This window comes from Ensifer sp. GW821-FHT05G01, from assembly GCF_059419585.1.
Genome location: NZ_JBWKSC010000011.1, coordinates 121,299 through 139,045, shown reverse-complemented (window position 1 = coordinate 139,045; position 17,747 = coordinate 121,299). Strand labels below are relative to the sequence as shown.

Sequence of the window (17,747 nt, the reverse complement as noted above, 5' to 3'; positions counted from 1 at the left end):
TTTGTTCGCGGTATCAGTGTGTTGATATTAGCCTGACCAGCCGCTTAAATCTTCATAGGCGCCGAAGCCACATCGGCCTTCCGGAAATCGGAGCGATATTTATGACCCGCCAACTTTCTCTCCCACGCGACCGAATTTCCGTGCTTCTGCTGGAAGGCATTAGCCAGACCGCCGTGGACTACTTTTCTTCGTCCGGCTACACCAACCTCATTCATTTACCGAAGGCGCTCGACGACAGGTATCTTAGGAGCCACATCGCCGACGCTCATATCATCGGCATTCGTTCCCGCACGCAGCTGACGGACGAGATTCTCGAATCCGCAAAGAAATTGATCGCCGTTGGCTGTTTCTCCGTCGGTACGAACCAAGTCGATCTGGAGGCAGCGCGGCGGCGCGGCATTCCGGTGTTCAATGCACCTTATTCAAACACGCGATCGGTGGCCGAGCTTGTGATCGGCGAGATTATCATGCTGACACGGCAGATCTTTCCGCGCTCGGCTTCCGCGCATCGAGGTGGGTGGGAGAAGTCCGCTGTCGGCAGCAGGGAGGTCCGCGGCAAAACGCTCGGCATTGTCGGTTACGGAAATATCGGATCGCAGCTCAGCGCGCTTGCCGAAAGCATGGGCATGGTCGTGCGCTACTTCGATCTTTCCGATCGGCTGCGCCGGGGCAATTCGGAGTCGATGGCTTCGCTCGGTGACCTTCTCGAAATCTCTGACTATGTGACGATGCACGTTCCCGAAACACCCTCGACGCATAACATGATCACCGAAACCGAACTGCGCCGCATGAAGAAGGGCGCCATCTTCATCAACAATTCTCGCGGCACGGTGGTCGATCTCGATGCGCTTGCGAAAGTCCTGAAAGACGGGCATCTGGCGGGTGCCGCCGTAGACGTGTTCCCCAAGGAGCCGGCATCGAACAACGAGCGTTTTGAGACACCGTTGCAAGGCTTGAGCAATGTCATTCTGACGCCGCATATCGGCGGCTCCACTGAGGAAGCCCAAGAGCGCATCGGCGGGGAGGTTTCAAGGAAGCTGGTCGAGTATTCCGACATCGGCTCAACGATGGGCGCCGTCAACTTTCCGCAAGTACAACTGCCCGAGCGCCCGAACGGCACGCGTTTCATTCACGTGCATGAAAACCGCCCCGGAATGCTCATCCAGCTCAACGAGATCTTCTCGTCGCGCGGGCTGAACATCGTCGCTGAGTTCCTTCAGACGCATGGCGACACGGGCTATGTGGTGGTCGAGGCCGAAGGAATTTCCGCAGATGCCGACGAGATTCTTCAGGCCCTACGCGAAATTCCTGGAACGATACGAACGCGATTAGTCTACTGAGAACCTAGCTCTCGAATAGAGCAGGGGGCGAAGCCGAGCCTTGAATCAGGCCGATGCGGGAGCCGATAGAGACACTTCCTTTGGGTATGGTGCTGCAGGCCTGCCCGGAGATCCGCGATTACGGCCCGAAAGGTGCGGTCGAGAGCTGGCGCTACATTTGTCGGCCGCCGTGATGGCATGCCTTCTCGAAAAGGCAGCGCACATCAATCCGCCCGCGCCAAGGGAAGGGGATAGCCCGCAAGGGCCGAGAACTTCCGTGGTAAATCCATGGCGATCGCCGGATCAACGTGCATCTCATCCAGGAAAGACACCTGAAGCTTCTCGTCTACCTCGGAAAAGAAGGAAAATGCAGAGGCATCGAAAGAAAGAGCGCTGGCAGGGTCCGATATCTTGGACGCCAGTTGCTCAGCCGACAGGGCCGTCCCATAAGGGGCGTTGACAGTCGACAAAACCTTCAACGATCGTCATCTTCCCAGACCGCAGAACTCTCAAAGTCTTTATGTATCCCGATGACGTCGGCGAAACAAGGATCGACGCTCCCGGATGCGCCACAGCGGTGTGCTGCAACTCCGGTTCAACTTATTTGCCGTTATGTCGCTGCCGACGAGATGTTGCCGAAACCTGTCGATGAATTGCGATTTCATCGGCACAGTCTGCTGCCTTCGATCCACAAGGAGCTTAGTGTCGCAGAGCCCTGCCGTGGATTTTATCGGGCGCGATCGCTAGCAATGTTGCAGCGCTCACCCCGAGTTCCTCCTAGACGATCAGTCGCGCCGCTCGTCCATTCTTGCGTTCCGCGTTGTTGTAATAGCTCGCCGCCTGGGTCACCGATTTGTGCAGCGACTGCTGCATCGCCTCGGGTAAGGGGATGCCGCGATTGGCTGCCTCGGTCAGGTAGCCGGACCGCAATCCATGCGCCGAGAACAATGTCGGATCCAGCCCAGCCTGTTTGCAGCGGGTTTTTAGGATTAGATTGACGGACTGCGGTGTCATCGCGCGCCGATCGACATTCCCCCACTGGTCAATGCGCCGGAATATTGGTCCTTCGCCGATACCTGCCTCATCAAGCCAGCCCTTCAACGCCATAACCGGCCGGCCGACCAGCAGCACATGTTCGTCGTCGTCACTCGCCGTCGTCTTCGTGCGGCCAAGGCGGATCGAGAGGCAGGGGAGGGGAGGGGAGTCCGGGTTCGCCGGGTCCGTCCGGACCGGGTCTTCCTCGAGGAGATCTTCGACTCGTAACCCTGCTATCTCCGATCGGCGTCGCCCGCCGGAGGCGAACGCCACGAGAAGCAGCGCCCGGTCGCGCAGATCGACCGGCCGTTCGCCGGCACAGGCGTGCAATAGCTTCGCCAGGACATCGCCGGTCACCGCTTGCCTGCTCTTGCGTTGGCGTGGGCGGGCACTGGCGCGGACAGCAAGTCGCAGTGCCGATTTGTGGGAAGGGCCGTTGAACGAGCCGGTGAGGCCGCGCCAGCGAGTGAGGATCGACCAGCTCGTCAGCCGGCGCCGAACCGTCCCTGGGGCGTGGGGCCCGTCGACGCGCAGGACGCGAAGGGAACGAAGGCCGATTTCCACCTCTGCCGGCATGCCATGGCTCGGATCCTCGGAGCGCTTGACGGGGTCCCACAGGTGGTGCGCAAGGAACTTTAGCAGCAGGCTTTCGGGCGCCGGCCAGGGGAGGGGATCTTCAGTTGCAAGCTGGCACCAGGCCTCGAGGTAGCCGAGATCGGAGGCAAGCGCCCGAAGCGTGTTGTCGCCCATGCCTTCGCTGGCCAGATGCTTGAGCGTCGCGACGTCGTCGTCGGTGAGGAGCGCAGCGAGTTGGTCACGCCGGTCGAAGGGCAGGATGGAATCGAGCGCGTCGAGTGCCACCGCGCGCCGCTCTATATCATGATCAATGCTCATTCTCGAATGGTCCCAGCACCTGAATCCTCTCAGTGCGTGCCGCCCCGGCGAGTTTGCGGTCGAGGGTGGCGAGCGGCAGGGATTGGCGGACCGCAAGGTCGAGGTAGGCGGCATCGTAGGCGCTTAGCCCGTGCGCACTCGCGAGCTCGAGCACCGAGCCGTCCTGACCGGCACCCATGTCCTCAAGGGGCAATCGGCGCAGCCGGGCCATCGCGTTATGGGCCTGGCCGGCGGCAATCCGTTGCCGCCGCTCGGCGCTGATCAAAATGCTGCGCGTCTCGTGCCAGAACAGGTCGGGCACCGGGCAGGGGCCTGAGATCCTGGCGATAAGCTGCTCGGCTGCTTCACTGTATTCTTCTGGCAATAGCCAGGCAGCGGCGATCGACGCATCAAGGATAAATTTGCTCAAAACCGCTGACCCTCACGTTTCCAGTCGAGGATCTCGTCGTTGGACACCGGTTTTGCCCGCATTCTCGCCGCCCGCACCTCGGCGATCAGCGCCGAGAGCTCGTTGTCCTTCTTCACGCGCGAGAGCCGGGCGACCGGATCGTTGCCGCGGGAAATGATAACCTCCTCGCCGGCTTCGACGCGGGCCAGCAGTTCTGAAAGATGGGCTTTGGCCTCGGCGACTTTGACAGTGACGCTCATGGGAAACTCCGTTGAACAATGTCTCTCGTCGCGCAGATTGCGGGCGATCGCGAATTTGACGTTCAGCGCCAAAATAGGACGCGTTTATGAGTTGGTCAACTAGTGGACCACATCACTATCGATAATTGATACTTATCGATAGTGAGCAGACACGGAGATCGTCGTCCGAATGACGGAAATGATATCCTTAATCACTTCCGTTACGGAAGTTTACGGCGTTAATACAGATGGTTAATGATTGCCTAAGATGGAAATTTCGCCCGACTCGACGGCGAGGATGGGGGCACATGGCATCAGCAGAGTCGCGGGCGATCTCGCGCACCGACAGCTTCTCACGCAGCGCCATCCGACGGATGATGTTTAAAAGTCCCATGTGGATCACTCCGTTGCCCCCGTCGCTCTCCGCGTTGGGGGAAGGTTCACATGGCTCAATTCTCAATGGAAATTATGCGCCTAACCGGCTCAGTTCTGCGTGGAAACCAACACTCCATCGCCTCGCCAGAGGGGAGGGTGGAATTCAAGTACGACGGGCGGCAAGCTCTGACCTCGATCGTTTCAGCAACAGGACAGGTGGAGGGGTTCATCTTCGGCGAAACACTTCTCCTGGAGGAACTTGTCCGCCGGGACGGCATTCGCAGCGCGATCTTCTACGATCAGACCACCGGCAATGTCACAGACGTAATCCACCCGCTGGGATGTGTTGAGACATACCGCCGATTGAGAGGGGAAAGCGGCAACGCCTTCCGCATACAGGCAAATTACCACTGCAATGGAAAGGATCTCACCCAGATCTCGGTCTCATACCAGTTCAACGAAAACGGGGATTACCGGATGTCCGAACAGGTAACTGAGGAAAACGACCATTCCGACCGTCGGTCTCGAATGGCCGCCAAATCGACCGAATGGTGACACTGGGTCTTCTGCATACCCTCTCTTCCTGAGGAGAAAGTCCATGATGCCTATCCCTGACACAAACAGAAGAAATGAAGCGATCGAACTTCCAGCTGGTACTTCGTAGTACGCTGCATCAAACGTATCAGAGCATCCAGCGGCCTGAACTGTCAGCGAGTCCTTTAAGAGACTTCGCCGCAAATGCCTGTTCGTTCATGATCTGTGCGCTTAGAATCGCATAATGTATCGACAGGAAGGGTCGCCCGGCATAGCGTGGGGCTTGAAACCCACCATACGCCGAGCGTCGTCAGTTGGTCGTTCGCCGAGAAGGCTGGTCAAAGCGAAACGCGTCGCAGCCCGGCCGATTCTACTTAACCGCCGAAAGCCGTAATGCACCTTTGCAGCTCTGATAGCATTGCCCTTGATCCGGTCAGGCTGAGCATGCCGTCGTGCAGATTTATTTCGGCGCCGGCCTTCAGAGCTTCAATGACCTTCGTCGTTGGTTCGATCTGGTAAGCAATTTCGTCACCAGACTGGGTACGGGTAATAAAGGGCATTTCGCTTTGATCAACGCGGTATGTGAATGGCCGCGCGCTTATTTCCTCGAAGTTCCGTTTCGGGTCCGTAAAGCCAATTGTGAGCAGATCGTAGGGATAGAGACGGAACACACTGCGCCTCCCTCCTTCTTGGATGCGGCTCGCCTCGCAGTTTTCCAGGTTGCGATTGGGACCAACGACTGCCACGACTTGCCAGCCGGCGATTGTTCTTGTTTCGAGAAAGGCGAGGGACGCGGGATGCGCAGAAGCCCCATCAGGGAGGGTGGCCGTGGCTTCGAGAAGTTTACTAACGGTGTTTTGGTACTTCCAGGTCAAGCCGAGCTCCGCTGCACTTACCACCTCGAATGCATAGGTGCGGGTCTCTTCTGCAATGGTGACGCGCGCCTTTGCGAGGGCCTGGAGGCCAAAGCACGTTCCTTCGCAGGAATCGATTGAGATGTACTCCGCCGCCGGCTTTTGTGGCTCAACAAGCTCGAGTAAAATCTCGCCATCCTTGTCCATGTGGCGATAAGCGAATATGAGTTCGTCAAAGCGTTCCATGAAATGGGCGTACGGCGCAGGATCGAAAGGTATGTTTGCAGCGGTTCGGTAGAACTTGCTGTCAAAATAGTCGAAATGGATCCTGTTTTTGCTAAACCCGCCTCCGTCTACATTGACCAACGAATCAAAGAATACCGTGTTCTTGCACGGCGCATCGGGATAGAGAAAGAATAGGTCGAGCAGGATGATCTCTCCATCTGCGATGTCGTCTCCTGTCTTTTGCCCGGCGTTGAAGCTTCCCCTGCCGCAGGGATCGTCCCCTGCGGTTGTGAACGTGAAATGGCGAAATGTCTCGTTCTGGCGACGGAAGCTGAAGTCCTTGTCCATGAAAGTGATCTTCTGCCGCGCGAGGCTGGCGAACATGCCGTCGGGATACCGGGACAGATATTTCTGGTAGGCCTCCTGGCTGTCGGCAAGGGCTGCGAACTCGAAGAAGGCGACTTCGTCGCCGCCGGCCTCAGCTGATTTTCCCTCGACGAACTGGAAGTCGCCATAGACCGCGCTGTTTTCCCAAGGCTCCTGCTTGCCACCGGTGCGCTCCTGCACCGTTGCGCGCACACGCTTGAACACCCCTTCTATCGAAAGGCCCGGGATCCTCACCGATTCGGCGAGCGCCGTCGCATAGGGGCTGGCGCCGGTGTCGCCGTCCGTTGCGACATTGCCCGGCGACGTCGAATAGGCAACGATCCGACCGAGGCGTTCCGGCGCCGTTGCCAGGCCGCGCCGCAGACCTCGTGTCTGCTCAAACGGGTTGTTGCGGCAAGAATCGAGCACGACGATCTGCAGGCTGCTCTTGACCGCATCAAGACGGCGGGTGAGCTCCCCGAGCGAGAGCGCGACGGAGCGCAACTCCTCTTCCGATCCGAGCTTGGCGTCGACGGGAAGCAGGTAGTTCTCACCGGCAAGCTGGACACCGTGGCCGGCGAAATAGACCATGACTACCGGGTTCTCCGCAACTGCAAGCCGCTTAACGAACGCCTCGATTGCAGAGAGCGTATCGGAAGCCCTGGCGTTGGCGACCTTGGTGACGGCAAAACCGCTTTTCTCGAGCGCTGTGCCGACGATCTCGATATCGTTTTCGGGATTGCGTAGCGGCGTGGCTACCTCGTAGCGGCTGTTGCCGATCAAGAGTGCATGACGGACGGATGCTGAAGCTTCCAAGGGCAGCAAAAGAAGTGCAAAGCAAACAATACGGTGCATCCAGTTCACGCTCATGTGTCCCTCCCGGCCCAACGTAGCGTGTTTGCTTTCCATGCGCAGAGCGGGCGCAGGAACGAATATATTAATCATAGCTAATTCTCGGTGGAGCGCCTAGTATCGCGTCGCTACCAACGTATTGGCGATGGTTCATACGGTTCTGCTTCCGTTCGGAGATCGCAATGACATAACTGGACCCCCCGTTGGGGTCACCGCGGATGCTGTGGCAATATTGTGCGCTCGGCGCAGTGGCCGGCAGTGTCAAGCTGGTGGGTGCAATGGAAGGGGAGAGTAGTTGGTGATCGATTGGAGCGAGAGGGGACCTCCGGTCGACCCGCAGCCGCAGTCTCCTCAAGAGTTCTCGGTCCCGGGAAACGGGCTCTGTGGAATTTGACTTCAAGCCTTCCGGTTTAACGGCGCGGATAAGGCTGCAAAAGAGCCAGCTCGGCCGCCTCGATGTCCCGGCGGAGTAGGGTCTGGACTACACTAACGTTGCGGCTCGAAAATACGCACCTCTCGCCCGCGAGGGAATGAGACCGGCTCGTCCCGGCCGTAGATAATCCTGCCTGTGAAGTCGAACGCTCAGAAAAAGGCCCTTGGTCCTTCGCCGTTTCGGACCTGGGATCTTTTCTTTCGGTAGCCCACGAACGCCGGCGATCGCGTGCCTAGAGTGATCGATGGGTTGTTGAACAGTATGGTGGGCCCGGCAGGACTCGAACCTGCGTTGCCCGAAAGCCGCCGTATGTTTACGAACTTAACAAACTTGACGAGCTTCTACATCTTGCCTAAATTGTAGCGCAGGAGACTGAAGACCATGCCCACTACGAAAACTGTTGCTAACCAGCCCCTAAACGCTTCTTCCGAGATTGCGCTCTCGATGAAGCTTCCTCGGAAGGCAGATTTTGAGAAGGCGTTGATCAGGCAATACGCTAAGGCGATTAAGCTGAGCCGAAAGGCCGGCCATCAGGTCAGTTTCCGCGTTGTCGTGGATCCGCTGGCCGGAGCGCAGACGATTTCAGTCGTTGAAGAAGAACCGCAGTCTCATCCGTTTCCGGTTGAAGAGGCGCCAGAACCGGATGCCGAGCTCCAGGCTGCGTTGACTGCAGCAAGGGAGCGCGGCCGGCGTCGGGTGGCGGAGATTCTCGCCGAGGATGTTATGGTGAGCGCGGAAACGTTCGCGGAACTGCTCGGCGTTTCGCGTGTCACGGTCAACACAAAACGGCAGAACGGGCAGGTTCTTGGTCTCGACGGAGCCAAGCGGGGTTTCCGTTTTCCGTCATGGCAGCTCGATCGGGACGGTCGGCCCTATGCCGTCCTTCCGAAACTGCACGAGCTCCTCGGTGGTGCATGGGCGGTTTACCGCTTCCTTGTCACGCCGCATGGTGCTCTGGGCGGCCGGAAGGCCCTGGACGCGCTGAAACGTGGTCAGGACGGTGAAGTGGTTGCGGCGGCCGAGAGTGTCGCCCGCGGTGATTTTCGCTGAATGACCGGAATCAAGCCGCCCGCGGGGTTCGAAAATTCCGTGCTCGACATCGAGACCATTCCTGCCGGTCGTCGATTTGGACGGATCTATGCGAGTGCCTTTCCCGACCCGTTAGGATATGGAAAGACGCCGAGCCGGTTCAGTGATCCCCGCCGGCGTGACGCGGCAAGGCGGTTTGGCGTCATCTATCTGGGCGATACACTCAAGGTCTGCTTCCTGGAAGCGGTCCTGCGTGACAGGCGCGATGGTCTGGTGGGCGATCTCCCGATTGAGGAGAAGGAGATCCACGCGCGGCGCTATGCAGAGATCGAGACAATCGCGGATCTCAGCGTTGTTGATCTCCGCGACGACCACGCGATCAGAATGGGAGTGCCGACGGATGTCGCGAAATCTTCCCGCCAAAGCCTTGCGCGGGCGTGGTCGCTTGCCTTCCATGAGCACCAATCCGTGCCGGACGGCATAATTTATCCTTCCCGCCTGAATGGACATACCAATCTCGCGATCTTTGACCGCGCCATCCCAAAATTGTCCGCGGTACGCGTCGTGCCATTGATTGGAGCGCCAGGCCTTGCCACCGTCATTGACGACCTTCGCGTGAGCCTCGTCGACATTATCTGAGATCGCTATAATGGTCGAAGGTCTTGATCCCATGTAGCTCTCGTGCCAATCGTGTTCCTAGGTTGTTCTCTTTATGGGCCAAAATAGTTGCATAATCGGGGCCATATCAACCAAAGGCAGCGACTGCTGATTTGACGATGATGCCAGCATCCTGACTTCTGCGCAGCTGACGGCCGGTCGCGGCGCGAAAGACTGCAGCAATTGCAGCGCCGGTGGCGCGCGTGACCACATGGTTTTCTTGGGCTCCTTGCCATTTCGGCTTTTTCGCACAGCCTGGCCCGTCACAATGCGCTGCGACCAGCGGAAACCGATCTCGTGGAATACATGCTGCGGGCTGATGTGATGAAAGACGCCGGCAATTGTGCGGCGGACGCGGGCATTGAAACCTTCGACCGAATTGACATGAACGGCGTCGCGAACGTGTTCGCGGCTGGAATGCTTCACGGTGTCATGCCTGGCATAGTTCTCGCCAAGGGCCATGAACGCTGTCGCCTCATCGCTCATCAAATATGCGTCGGGGTCGATCTGCACTTCAGCGGTGCGCGCCGCTGCAGGGAGCGAAAGACCAGTCACCACCGTAGCACGCGCACCGGCCGGATTGCCGGGTGTGATGTATTCTTCCTCCGGAGAAAAAACGAGTGTCTTCCGTCCATGGGCGGCGAAGTAGACGATGGCCAGTGCATACCAGATCGCCACGCCGATGATGCCCTCTTGATAGAGTGGATCGGTGAGCTGAAACGCGATCGTGGCCAGCGCTGCGTATTCCGATGAAGCCGGCCATCGATTCCGATTTGAAGCCGGCCAGTCATTCCGATTTCATTCCGGCCGGCGTTCCGATTTGAAGGCGGCCATTTCTCGGACTGATCCTGGGTCTTTTTGATGTTTGGATCTGGTTTTGTTTGACGTCAAGCTTGCGGTGTTTCAGGCAGCGCCGGGGCGCGCTGTTTTCTCATGCTTTCGCCTGTGAGAACGATGCGATAGGCGCTGTGAACGAGGCGATCCAGTATGGCGTCGGCGAGCGTGGGGTTTGCGATGATCTCCCACCAGCGATCCAGCGGCACCTGACTGGTGACGATCGTCGAGCGACGCTCATAACGGTCTTCGATGATCTCGAGGAGATCGCGCCGCTGATCGTCGTTGAGCTTTTCCGGTCCCCAGTCATCAAGGATAAGCAGGTCGGTCTTGGCTAGCGATTTGAGGATACGGCCATATCTGCCGTCGCCCCTTGCGAGGGCGAGCGTGGCAAACAGCCTGGGAACGCGATGATAGGCGACGGAGAAATCCTCGCGGCACGCCTTGTGGCCCAAGGCGCAGGCAAGCCAACTCTTGCCGACACCGGCCGGCCCGGTGATGAGGAGACTGTGATGCTTGCGGATCCAGTCGCAGCCGGCAAGCGTCATGAACAGGTTGCGGTCGAGCCCACGTGCGGCACGAAAGTCGGCATTCTCGATCTGCGCATCATGACGCAGCTTGGCAGCTCTGGCGCGGGCTTCGAAGCGCTTCTGTCGGCGCATGGTAGTCTCTTGTTCGAGCAGTATGGCAAGCCATTCTCCATGCTCGAGGCCGCGCGCCTCGGATTGTGCGTCGAGCTCCTGGAAGGCCGTGGCCATGCCGTGAAGGCCGAGTTCGCGCAGCCTGTCGATGGTGGGATTGATCAGCATAGGTTTGTCTCCTCAATGAAAGTAGTCAGGGCCACGCAGATTGGCGTGATCGACAATGGCGGTCGGTTCGGTGGAATGGCGTGCGGCTTTGTGGTTGGCCAGGAGCGAGGCAATGCTCTTGCAGTTCAGCCCTCCGATCTCGTCGGCGCGCGCTGATACGGCTTCGGCACGATTGGGTTCGATGTCGCGAAACAGGCGCAGGACACCCAGACATGTTCGAAAGCCCTGTTCGGGATGCGGACGGCTGGAAAGGATTGCGATGACCAACCCTTCGGTCTGCGGCCCAATGGATGCGGCCCAGCGCCGAAAGCGATCCGGTGTCCATTCGGCATATCGCCGATGGGAACTGGGCATGTGATCCGGATCAGTTCCATGGCGAGCACCGCCATAGCGGCGCTGATGTACGGCGACGCGCTTGCCGCGATGAAAGATCTCGATGGTGCGTGCTGTCGCCCTCAGATCGACCTGCTGGCGAATAAGATTATGCGGCACGGAATAGAGGAAGGTTTTGAACTCGACGTGGTAGTCGGTCGACACGCGGACCAAACGCCATTCGGCGAATTCGTAGTCTTCGCCCGGAAGGCTGGCGAGCGCGGCGCGCTCGACACTCTCAAACAATTGGCGGCGGCTGACGCCCAACCGGCGCATGACGTGATCATTGATGCGGTCAAGTGCCTGGCCAATGGCGGCATTGGCTTCAGCAAGCGAGAAGAAAGTGTGATTGCGCAGACGTCCCAAAACGCAGGACTGGGCGAAACGGACACCGTTCTCGACTTCGATTTGTCCTTCGGGCGTCTCGGCCGTGCCGGAAGAACGCCGACGCCATAGTGGGAGGCCATCATGCCGTAACTGCGGTTGATCTCAGGATCGTAGAAGCTGGCGCGACTGACGCCTGACTTCAGATTGTCGGGAACGATCAGCCGGGGAACGCCGCCGAAGAAACGAAACATCCGCACATGCGAGCCAATCCAGTCGGGGAGTGTTTGCGTCCAGGTCGCTTCAGCATAGGTGAAGCTGGAGGCTCCGAGCACCGCCACGAAGATCTCCGCCTCGCGGATCTCGCCGGTCTTGCGATCAACGATCGGGATCTTCTTGCCGGAATAGTCCACGAAGACCTTGTCGCCGGCCGCATGCTCCTGGCGCATCGTCGGCGAAAGCCGCTGCTCGAAGCCTCTAAAGAGCTCACAAAAGCGGGAATAGCCGTAACCTTCGGGATGCGACCCACGATACTCCTCCCACAAGATGAGCAGGGTGACGCCTGGCTTTTTGAGCTCGACGGCAAGATCGGCCCAGTTCGGCTCGATGCGTCTTCTCGTGCCCCGTTTGACGCCGTTGCGACTGAAGAGCTTGTTCGCAAGCGCATCGTCAGTCAGCTCGCCCGGCAACGGCCAGCTCAATCCAACCGCAGCTGCGCGCTGCAGATTATCCTGCACCGTACTGCGCGCTATTCCCAATACGACCGCAATCTCGCGGGAGCTGGTCCCGCTTCCGGCAAGCCGCAGCATCTGTCGTAACTGTCTCATGGTCAGCCTTCTCTTTGCCGGCATCAAAATCTCCACGTTTGTCGTGGTCCATTTGATGCCAAAGTTGCTGACCCAGGGGGTAATGTTCAGTGCCGGAAACTGGCCGGTCTTTGATTGGAACGGTGGCCGGCTTCAAATCGGAATGGTTGCCGGTCCTTGATCGGAATGGCGGCCGGCTTCAGGTCGGAATCCGCACCAGCGCTATGACGACGGTAAGCGCCGCACTGATGTTGAACGCAGAGGGGAGAATTGGCAGTGAACACACGTTCATGAGCAGTTTCCATGGACGCGACTATCATCCTTGATGCCTCGAGCACACGTCCATCGGCGTCCACTGGTTCGGCGTTTCCCACCCATTTTCGATCCCATCGTGGCCACGCTGACTGTTTAAAACGAGCGGTCTTGGTGGTAGTTTTGCCATTCGAGCATCCACAATGGACCGGTGTGGCCGGAAAAAGTTCGATGACCGGTGACAATTCGCGAATAGTCTCCGAAGAAGAGATTGCTCTTTACGATGCCATTGAACGAGCGATCGCGAATGTCGCGCGGCTCCTGCTGAAATCGATCGGGCCTGGGTTCGCATCACTGCGGAACGGACCAATCCGACTGCGGGTGCTTTCGCGGCTCTGGATACAGCAGACGAGATGCTGACCGTCGCCCGCGAAGATCTCGCCCGCGCCCGAGCTTCGCTCATGGCTTATTCACAGACGAGACTCAGGCAGTAATAGTAAGAGATGCGACGGATTTCCTCCGCCGCATCTCACGATTGCGAAGACGATGTCAGGTCGCCTTCACCTCGATCTTCCTCACACGCGACAGCGCTTCCTTCGTTTTTGGAACCGTCACGGTCAGGACGCCGTTCTTGAATTGGGCGTTGGCCTTGTCCGTGTCGACGCCCGACGGAAGCGGGATCGAGCGGTAGAACGACCCGTATGAGCGTTCCGACAAGTGATAGCCCTTCTTGCTCTCTTCCTGCTCACTCTTCTTTTCTCCCTTGATCGTGAGCGCGCTGTCCATTAGGGAGACATCGACGTCCTTCTGATCGATTCCAGGAAGTTCCACCGAAACCTCGAGCGCACTCTCGGTTTCGGCGATATCCGTTGGTGGTCCGTTGGCATCCCAGCGCCCAAAAGCGCCGAACGGTTGATCGAACCGCTTCCAGAAATCATCGAAGATGCGGTTCACATCGCGCTGCAGAGAAAACACGGGATTTTCTTCGTCTCGCTTCGCGATTTCGCTTGCCTTGTTGTTGCCCCAGGGAATCAGGTCTCTGATCTGCATGGTCAACCTCCTTTCTCCGGACGAATTACGCCATCTTCAGCTGGATCTTTCTCGCCTTGGCCGGCGCGGCTTTCGGCAAGACCAGACGCAGGACGCCGTTCTTCTGCGATGCCTCGATACTGTCCCGATCGATATCGTCGGACAAAGTGAAGACGCGCTCATAATTGCCCGCGCCATACTCGGCGTAGATTTGGCGATAGTTCTCATGATGCTGGGCCGTCGCATACCCGCAAATCGCCAGCGTCCGCTTCTCGAGCGTGATGTCGACACCCTCCGAGGCGACGCCGGGCATATCGACCAGAAGAACGACATTGTCCTCTGTCTCATAGATATCGGTGCGCGGGACTAACACCGGGCGCGACTGGGTCCGTTCGCCACCGTCAAGCTTGCTTGGGGCCCGGCGTTCGGTCGTTTTCAGTTCCTGAGCCATGTTTGCCCTCCTTATCCTTTGATCTGGATCTTCTTCGGCCGATCCGTCTCCGGCCGGTGCAGTTCGACTTCGAGTAGCCCATTGGCGAAACGCGCCTCGACCTGTTCCGGATCGACGCGGAAGGGCAATTGCACCGTTCGAGAGAAGTTTCCGTACACTCGCTCGCGCCGGTGCCAGACGCATTTCTCGCCCTCCGCCGGGGATCCGCGTTCGCCCGTCAATGTCAGCGTGTTCTCGCGAACTGTGAGATCGACATCGTCAGGCGCGATCCCAGGCAACTCAGCAGTCACTGCCACGCTGTCCTCACCCATCCAGAGGTTGATGGGCGGAAACTCCTGGGCGGCTTTGGTTGTCATGCCGGACAAGCGCTGATTCAATTCCTGCTGCATGCACCGCATTTCCAGAAACGGGTCGAACCCGATGCGGCCAAAATCCGATACCAGCATGTGCATCCTCCTTCGTTTCCTAATCAGCCATGTTGTTTGCGACGTGCCAAGCACGTGCATTCCGGAGACCGAATGGATCGGAGGCGGTCGGGACGAGACGATGAGAAGACCGAGACGGTCGATCGCACAGCGCGCTAACGCAAAAAGGCGGGGGTCGGGCAGACGCCGGACCATATCCTCCTTGCGCGATATGAACCGAACCCGGTCCAACGCATGAGTGGACCATCGTTCCCGTGCCAGGACCCGAGTGGGGCATCCGGCAAAAATGAGGTAGGTGAGCAAAACGCGCGTTTCAAGGGCCGACGTTGCTTGAGAATAGATCATTCTTTGCTCGGGCGGCCTCTGATCTCACCGAAACGAGCGGCCTGGCTTCTGCACTTTGATCGCTTACTGGGCAGTACCTCGATCAGCCTCTCCGTGGCTCGCGGGGACGTGATCGAGCGCTCGGGCGAGGCCGTTCTGGTGGATGCGCCGTTCGGGCTCTTGCCTCTCGGTGAAGGCCGCCGCCCGTCAGGGGAATTTAAGCTCGACCTGGACCAGCGTACGATCCCCTCCTGCATAGCCGACCAAGGGTTAAAGAAGGGCGCGTTCAAACAACAGCCGCCTCGGTTACCGACGCGAGCCGAAGTCATGACGGAGCGCCATGCCGGAAAATTCGTGCCGAAATTCACCCCCTCAGCGATGCCCGATTGGCGGGAAACCTCATTGGAAGGTCGGCCTTCGCCGCCAGCCAACAGTTCAACTGGCTAAGGTTCGTCTCCTCGTTTCGAGTCAGAAGCTTCGTCATCGACGCTTCTCGTTTGAAAAGAGGTCGGTCGAGGCCTCGGGGCCCAGAATTCATCGAGCCGGCGAAGCGCATCCATGACGGCATCGAAAGTCACAGGAGCCACGAGGGCTTGGAAAAGCAGACGGTCCACTTGAAGACCGGTTCCCTGTCGTGATGCCAGCCTCCAACAAATATGGCCGTCATGCCGTGTGAAGACGTGTGAGCGAGACGAGTGCCGGGGCCGAGTCCACCCCGGAACGAGATCAATCACGGGGAAAATTCAAGGCCTGCGCGCGTGCCAGCGGATAGGGCTCGTAGCGCACGATGCTTCCAAGATTCGCCGCCATCGCGCGAACGATCTTGCTGGCCAGCCGGTCCCCTTCGCATCTCCTTCGCCATTCCAGCCTATCCCTTCGTCCTCGACGACCAGCACGGCGCTGATCGTCCGTGGTGGTCATGGTGGGCTTCCTTCGTCAGGGTTCCTCCCGACCGGTTCTTCTGTGCGAAGATGTCGACTGTCAAGGCGGTGGAAAGGATACCCCGCGCCTACGCCGTGAACCCAGAGTGTTGAGGCAGGCCTCGATCTGCTTTCGGATGGTCAGTCGACGTCGATCGTGTTTGGAAGTCTTGAAATCCGCTCTGTCCGCGCCGATATTTTCTTCACTTCTTTTTCATCCGGCTTGAATGCGAAAGGAGGACATCATGCTCAACCCGGAATTGGTTTGGATGACTCCCGTTACCGTTCACAGGAAGGACGGGGCGTCCCAGGTCTTCGCTTCTGTCAACGACGTGCTCGACTTCCTCGAAGGGGATTGGGCCATCTATCGCGGCAGAAAATACAATCGGGCGGTTCAAACGTGCCGCCGTGCTCTAAACCGAATGACGCCAGTCGCCATCGCGCGCGAAGCTTTTATGGACGCCTGCCGAGACGCGGGCATGTCGATAGGCGCGGATGGACCGCCCGGAGCGAAGACAGGTACCGGCGGCCAACGCTCGCTTGCCTAGAATGGCTGGGCTGGGGCACTTCTTAGTGCCCCAGCTTTCGAGCATTCGCTGCGGCGCACCGGAACAATTCGCCGTCCGGGCGTTTCGGTTGATCGTGTCAGGCCCGCGTTCGCCTTTACGGCCCCTGGGCCACCGTGCGGACAGAGGGTGCGGGGCGTGGATCTCGTCACTCATGGTCGGCTGGCCTATCACAGAGACAATCGGGCTCTTGAAAATCAGTTTCCGCAAAACCAAGTCGTTTCGACGCCGCCCTCGACGGGCACGTCCTACCTGCCTGCCGTGCGACCACCTGAGTCCGCTCGTGAAGAAAGGACGTTGATCCAGGTGCTAGCGAACTGGTGTCCCTCGTTTCCTGGATATCATCTCTACTGTACGAGCCGCCTTGGCATCGCCTGCCTTCGCGCTGCTGGTTGATGCCCTGCGCTATCGCTGACTTCCATGGAGGAAAGCGGATTCGCGGGCAGGCTCACTGCCTGCCCGCGCCAGCCTACCTTGAAAACCACGCAACAAGCGCTGCCTATCGCGCTAACTAGAGAGGCCGCGAGCGCGGCCCTCACTCCCGAAGGCCGGTTTACGGGTGTACTCGACCGCCGCCCGGTTTGGCCTTGATCATCCAGGGCAAGACCGCAGGAGCTTTCACAAGGATGCCCTTCCTGTGCGCAAATGAGCGGAGCGCATCGCGCGCCACCTGAACTGGCTTGTGGCCGTCATGTGCCAGGTAGCAGGTCTTCAGCGTCGCGTCATGGATGATATCGCGATCTCCCTTGGCCCATTCCTCGAGGAAATCGATCGCGTCGTCCAGGTTTGTGATTTCGAGGACCAGATCCTTCCTTTCACGCAGGTAAACTGGTCGATCAAACATCTTCGTGTGCATTTCTACCTCACTGAATTCGTTGGTTTTCAACAAGGAAAGCGCCTTCTCCCGGCGCCCGTAGAAGATTTATTTTGGGGCTCGGCGAGTTCAAGGGGTGGTGCGTGCATTTTTGCATCTACGCTGCAAACTCGAAGGTCCATGGCGCACCGCGGATTCTGGGATGCACTTCTCGATACCGGCTGATGGAAATTTATCTCAAGCAACTGGGAGCATGGCCGCGCTCTTTCGAACTGACCGGCGAGTTGGAAAAGGGCTGGCTCATCGCCGAAGCAGCCGACGAAATGCTTAGCGAGCGGCTCCGGTCAGGGCGGCACATCCGGTGACCGTCATGAGTGCGAGGAACCATAGGCACCTCACCACGTTTATCCCGGCGGCGGCTGGTTAACCACCTTTTGCCGCGATCCGATAGCACGCCGAAATATTCCCACCCTCGTCGGCGGATTGGCAACCGCATATCCAATTTTCGTCGCGGGCATTCCTCCAAGGGTGTGTTCCGCCACTGTTCGCCTACGCAAAGATCGTCGATCTGCCGAGACAGTCGATCACAATCGCCTGAGTCGTGGTTGCTGCAGCCCACGG

Annotated in this window: 17 protein-coding genes, 1 tRNA gene and 3 pseudogenes; 7 read left to right on the top strand and 14 right to left on the bottom strand. The window is 58.7% G+C overall.

Annotated features, from left to right (window positions below; genetic code table 11):
• The first annotated feature begins 101 nt into the window (after positions 1–101).
• Both serA and AC07UR_RS24510 read left to right on the top strand, forming a co-directional pair.
• Entirely contained in the window at positions 102–1,340 is a 1,239-nt protein-coding gene (gene serA / locus AC07UR_RS24515; RefSeq protein ID WP_209792545.1) for a phosphoglycerate dehydrogenase, read from the top strand.
• A pseudogene (locus tag AC07UR_RS24510) lies at positions 1,341–1,492 on the top strand (plasmid replication protein RepC); the annotation flags it as partial. It lies immediately after the preceding gene.
• A 51-nt stretch (positions 1,493–1,543) separates the two neighbouring features.
• Here the strand turns inward: AC07UR_RS24510 and AC07UR_RS24505 are convergent.
• The 4 genes from AC07UR_RS24505 to AC07UR_RS24490 form a co-directional block, all read right to left on the bottom strand.
• On the bottom strand, positions 1,544–1,798 hold the full coding sequence (locus AC07UR_RS24505) for a hypothetical protein (protein WP_234942044.1): 255 nt from the start codon (positions 1,796–1,798) through the stop codon (positions 1,544–1,546).
• Between the two features lie 298 nt (positions 1,799–2,096).
• Positions 2,097–3,248: a site-specific integrase gene (locus tag AC07UR_RS24500; RefSeq protein ID WP_209792547.1), complete on the bottom strand. Its 1,152-nt coding sequence runs from the start codon at positions 3,246–3,248 to the stop codon at positions 2,097–2,099.
• On the bottom strand, positions 3,238–3,657 hold the full coding sequence (locus tag AC07UR_RS24495; protein WP_173422091.1) for a type II toxin-antitoxin system VapC family toxin: 420 nt from the start codon (positions 3,655–3,657) through the stop codon (positions 3,238–3,240). Before AC07UR_RS24495 ends, AC07UR_RS24500 begins: the two co-directional genes overlap by 11 nt.
• Positions 3,654–3,896, bottom strand: coding sequence for a type II toxin-antitoxin system Phd/YefM family antitoxin (locus tag AC07UR_RS24490; RefSeq protein ID WP_090300147.1), 243 nt, complete (start codon positions 3,894–3,896; stop codon positions 3,654–3,656). Before AC07UR_RS24490 ends, AC07UR_RS24495 begins: the two co-directional genes overlap by 4 nt.
• A gap of 423 nt (positions 3,897–4,319) precedes the next feature.
• Here AC07UR_RS24490 and AC07UR_RS24485 point away from each other — a divergent pair, with 423 nt between their 5' ends.
• Positions 4,320–4,805 carry a hypothetical protein gene (locus tag AC07UR_RS24485; protein WP_209792549.1) on the top strand — a complete coding sequence of 162 codons (486 nt, stop codon included), beginning with the start codon at positions 4,320–4,322 and terminating at the stop codon, positions 4,803–4,805.
• A gap of 353 nt (positions 4,806–5,158) precedes the next feature.
• Here the strand turns inward: AC07UR_RS24485 and AC07UR_RS24480 are convergent, their stop codons facing one another.
• Both AC07UR_RS24480 and AC07UR_RS24475 read right to left on the bottom strand, forming a co-directional pair.
• Entirely contained in the window at positions 5,159–7,099 is a 1,941-nt protein-coding gene (locus AC07UR_RS24480; RefSeq protein ID WP_209792552.1) for a caspase family protein, read from the bottom strand.
• A gap of 677 nt (positions 7,100–7,776) precedes the next feature.
• A tRNA-OTHER gene (locus AC07UR_RS24475) sits at positions 7,777–7,901 on the bottom strand.
• Here AC07UR_RS24475 and AC07UR_RS24470 point away from each other — a divergent pair.
• Complete coding sequence (locus tag AC07UR_RS24470) at positions 7,896–8,564, top strand: XRE family transcriptional regulator (protein ID WP_173422824.1); 669 nt, start codon at positions 7,896–7,898, stop codon at positions 8,562–8,564. The two genes, AC07UR_RS24475 and AC07UR_RS24470, sit on opposite strands and share 6 nt — an antisense overlap.
• Positions 8,565–9,182 carry an RES family NAD+ phosphorylase gene (locus tag AC07UR_RS24465; RefSeq protein WP_173422823.1) on the top strand — a complete coding sequence of 206 codons (618 nt, stop codon included), beginning with the start codon at positions 8,565–8,567 and terminating at the stop codon, positions 9,180–9,182.
• 106 nt (positions 9,183–9,288) lie between these two features.
• Here the strand turns inward: AC07UR_RS24465 and AC07UR_RS24460 are convergent.
• From AC07UR_RS24460 to AC07UR_RS24430, 7 genes and pseudogenes are all read right to left on the bottom strand, one after another.
• Positions 9,289–9,794: pseudogene (locus AC07UR_RS24460) on the bottom strand (transposase); the annotation flags it as partial.
• A gap of 293 nt (positions 9,795–10,087) precedes the next feature.
• A complete protein-coding gene (istB, locus tag AC07UR_RS24455; protein ID WP_494700207.1) occupies positions 10,088–10,843 on the bottom strand; it encodes an IS21-like element helper ATPase IstB in 756 nt (251 codons plus the stop codon).
• A 12-nt stretch (positions 10,844–10,855) separates the two neighbouring features.
• Positions 10,856–12,366: pseudogene (gene istA, locus AC07UR_RS24450) on the bottom strand (IS21 family transposase).
• 780 nt (positions 12,367–13,146) lie between these two features.
• On the bottom strand, positions 13,147–13,647 hold the full coding sequence (locus AC07UR_RS24445; RefSeq protein ID WP_173422819.1) for an Hsp20/alpha crystallin family protein: 501 nt from the start codon (positions 13,645–13,647) through the stop codon (positions 13,147–13,149).
• A gap of 25 nt (positions 13,648–13,672) precedes the next feature.
• Complete coding sequence (locus tag AC07UR_RS24440; protein WP_209792556.1) at positions 13,673–14,077, bottom strand: Hsp20/alpha crystallin family protein; 405 nt, start codon at positions 14,075–14,077, stop codon at positions 13,673–13,675.
• Between the two features lie 11 nt (positions 14,078–14,088).
• The gene (locus tag AC07UR_RS24435; protein ID WP_209792558.1) at positions 14,089–14,523 is read right to left on the bottom strand and encodes an Hsp20/alpha crystallin family protein; all 435 of its coding nucleotides are present in this window, start codon (positions 14,521–14,523) and stop codon (positions 14,089–14,091) included.
• A gap of 1,029 nt (positions 14,524–15,552) precedes the next feature.
• Positions 15,553–15,747, bottom strand: a complete 195-nt coding sequence (locus AC07UR_RS24430; protein ID WP_173422816.1) for a hypothetical protein — start codon at positions 15,745–15,747, stop codon at positions 15,553–15,555.
• A 244-nt stretch (positions 15,748–15,991) separates the two neighbouring features.
• Here AC07UR_RS24430 and AC07UR_RS24425 point away from each other — a divergent pair, with 244 nt between their 5' ends.
• Positions 15,992–16,294, top strand: coding sequence for a DUF982 domain-containing protein (locus tag AC07UR_RS24425; protein WP_234903055.1), 303 nt, complete (start codon positions 15,992–15,994; stop codon positions 16,292–16,294).
• A gap of 571 nt (positions 16,295–16,865) precedes the next feature.
• Here the strand turns inward: AC07UR_RS24425 and AC07UR_RS24420 are convergent.
• Positions 16,866–17,168: a DUF982 domain-containing protein gene (locus tag AC07UR_RS24420; protein WP_173422942.1), complete on the bottom strand. Its 303-nt coding sequence runs from the start codon at positions 17,166–17,168 to the stop codon at positions 16,866–16,868.
• A gap of 71 nt (positions 17,169–17,239) precedes the next feature.
• On the opposite strand from AC07UR_RS24420, the gene AC07UR_RS24415 reads away from it, so the two are divergent.
• Entirely contained in the window at positions 17,240–17,491 is a 252-nt protein-coding gene (locus AC07UR_RS24415; protein ID WP_173422814.1) for a hypothetical protein, read from the top strand.
• Positions 17,492–17,747 lie beyond the last annotated feature (256 nt).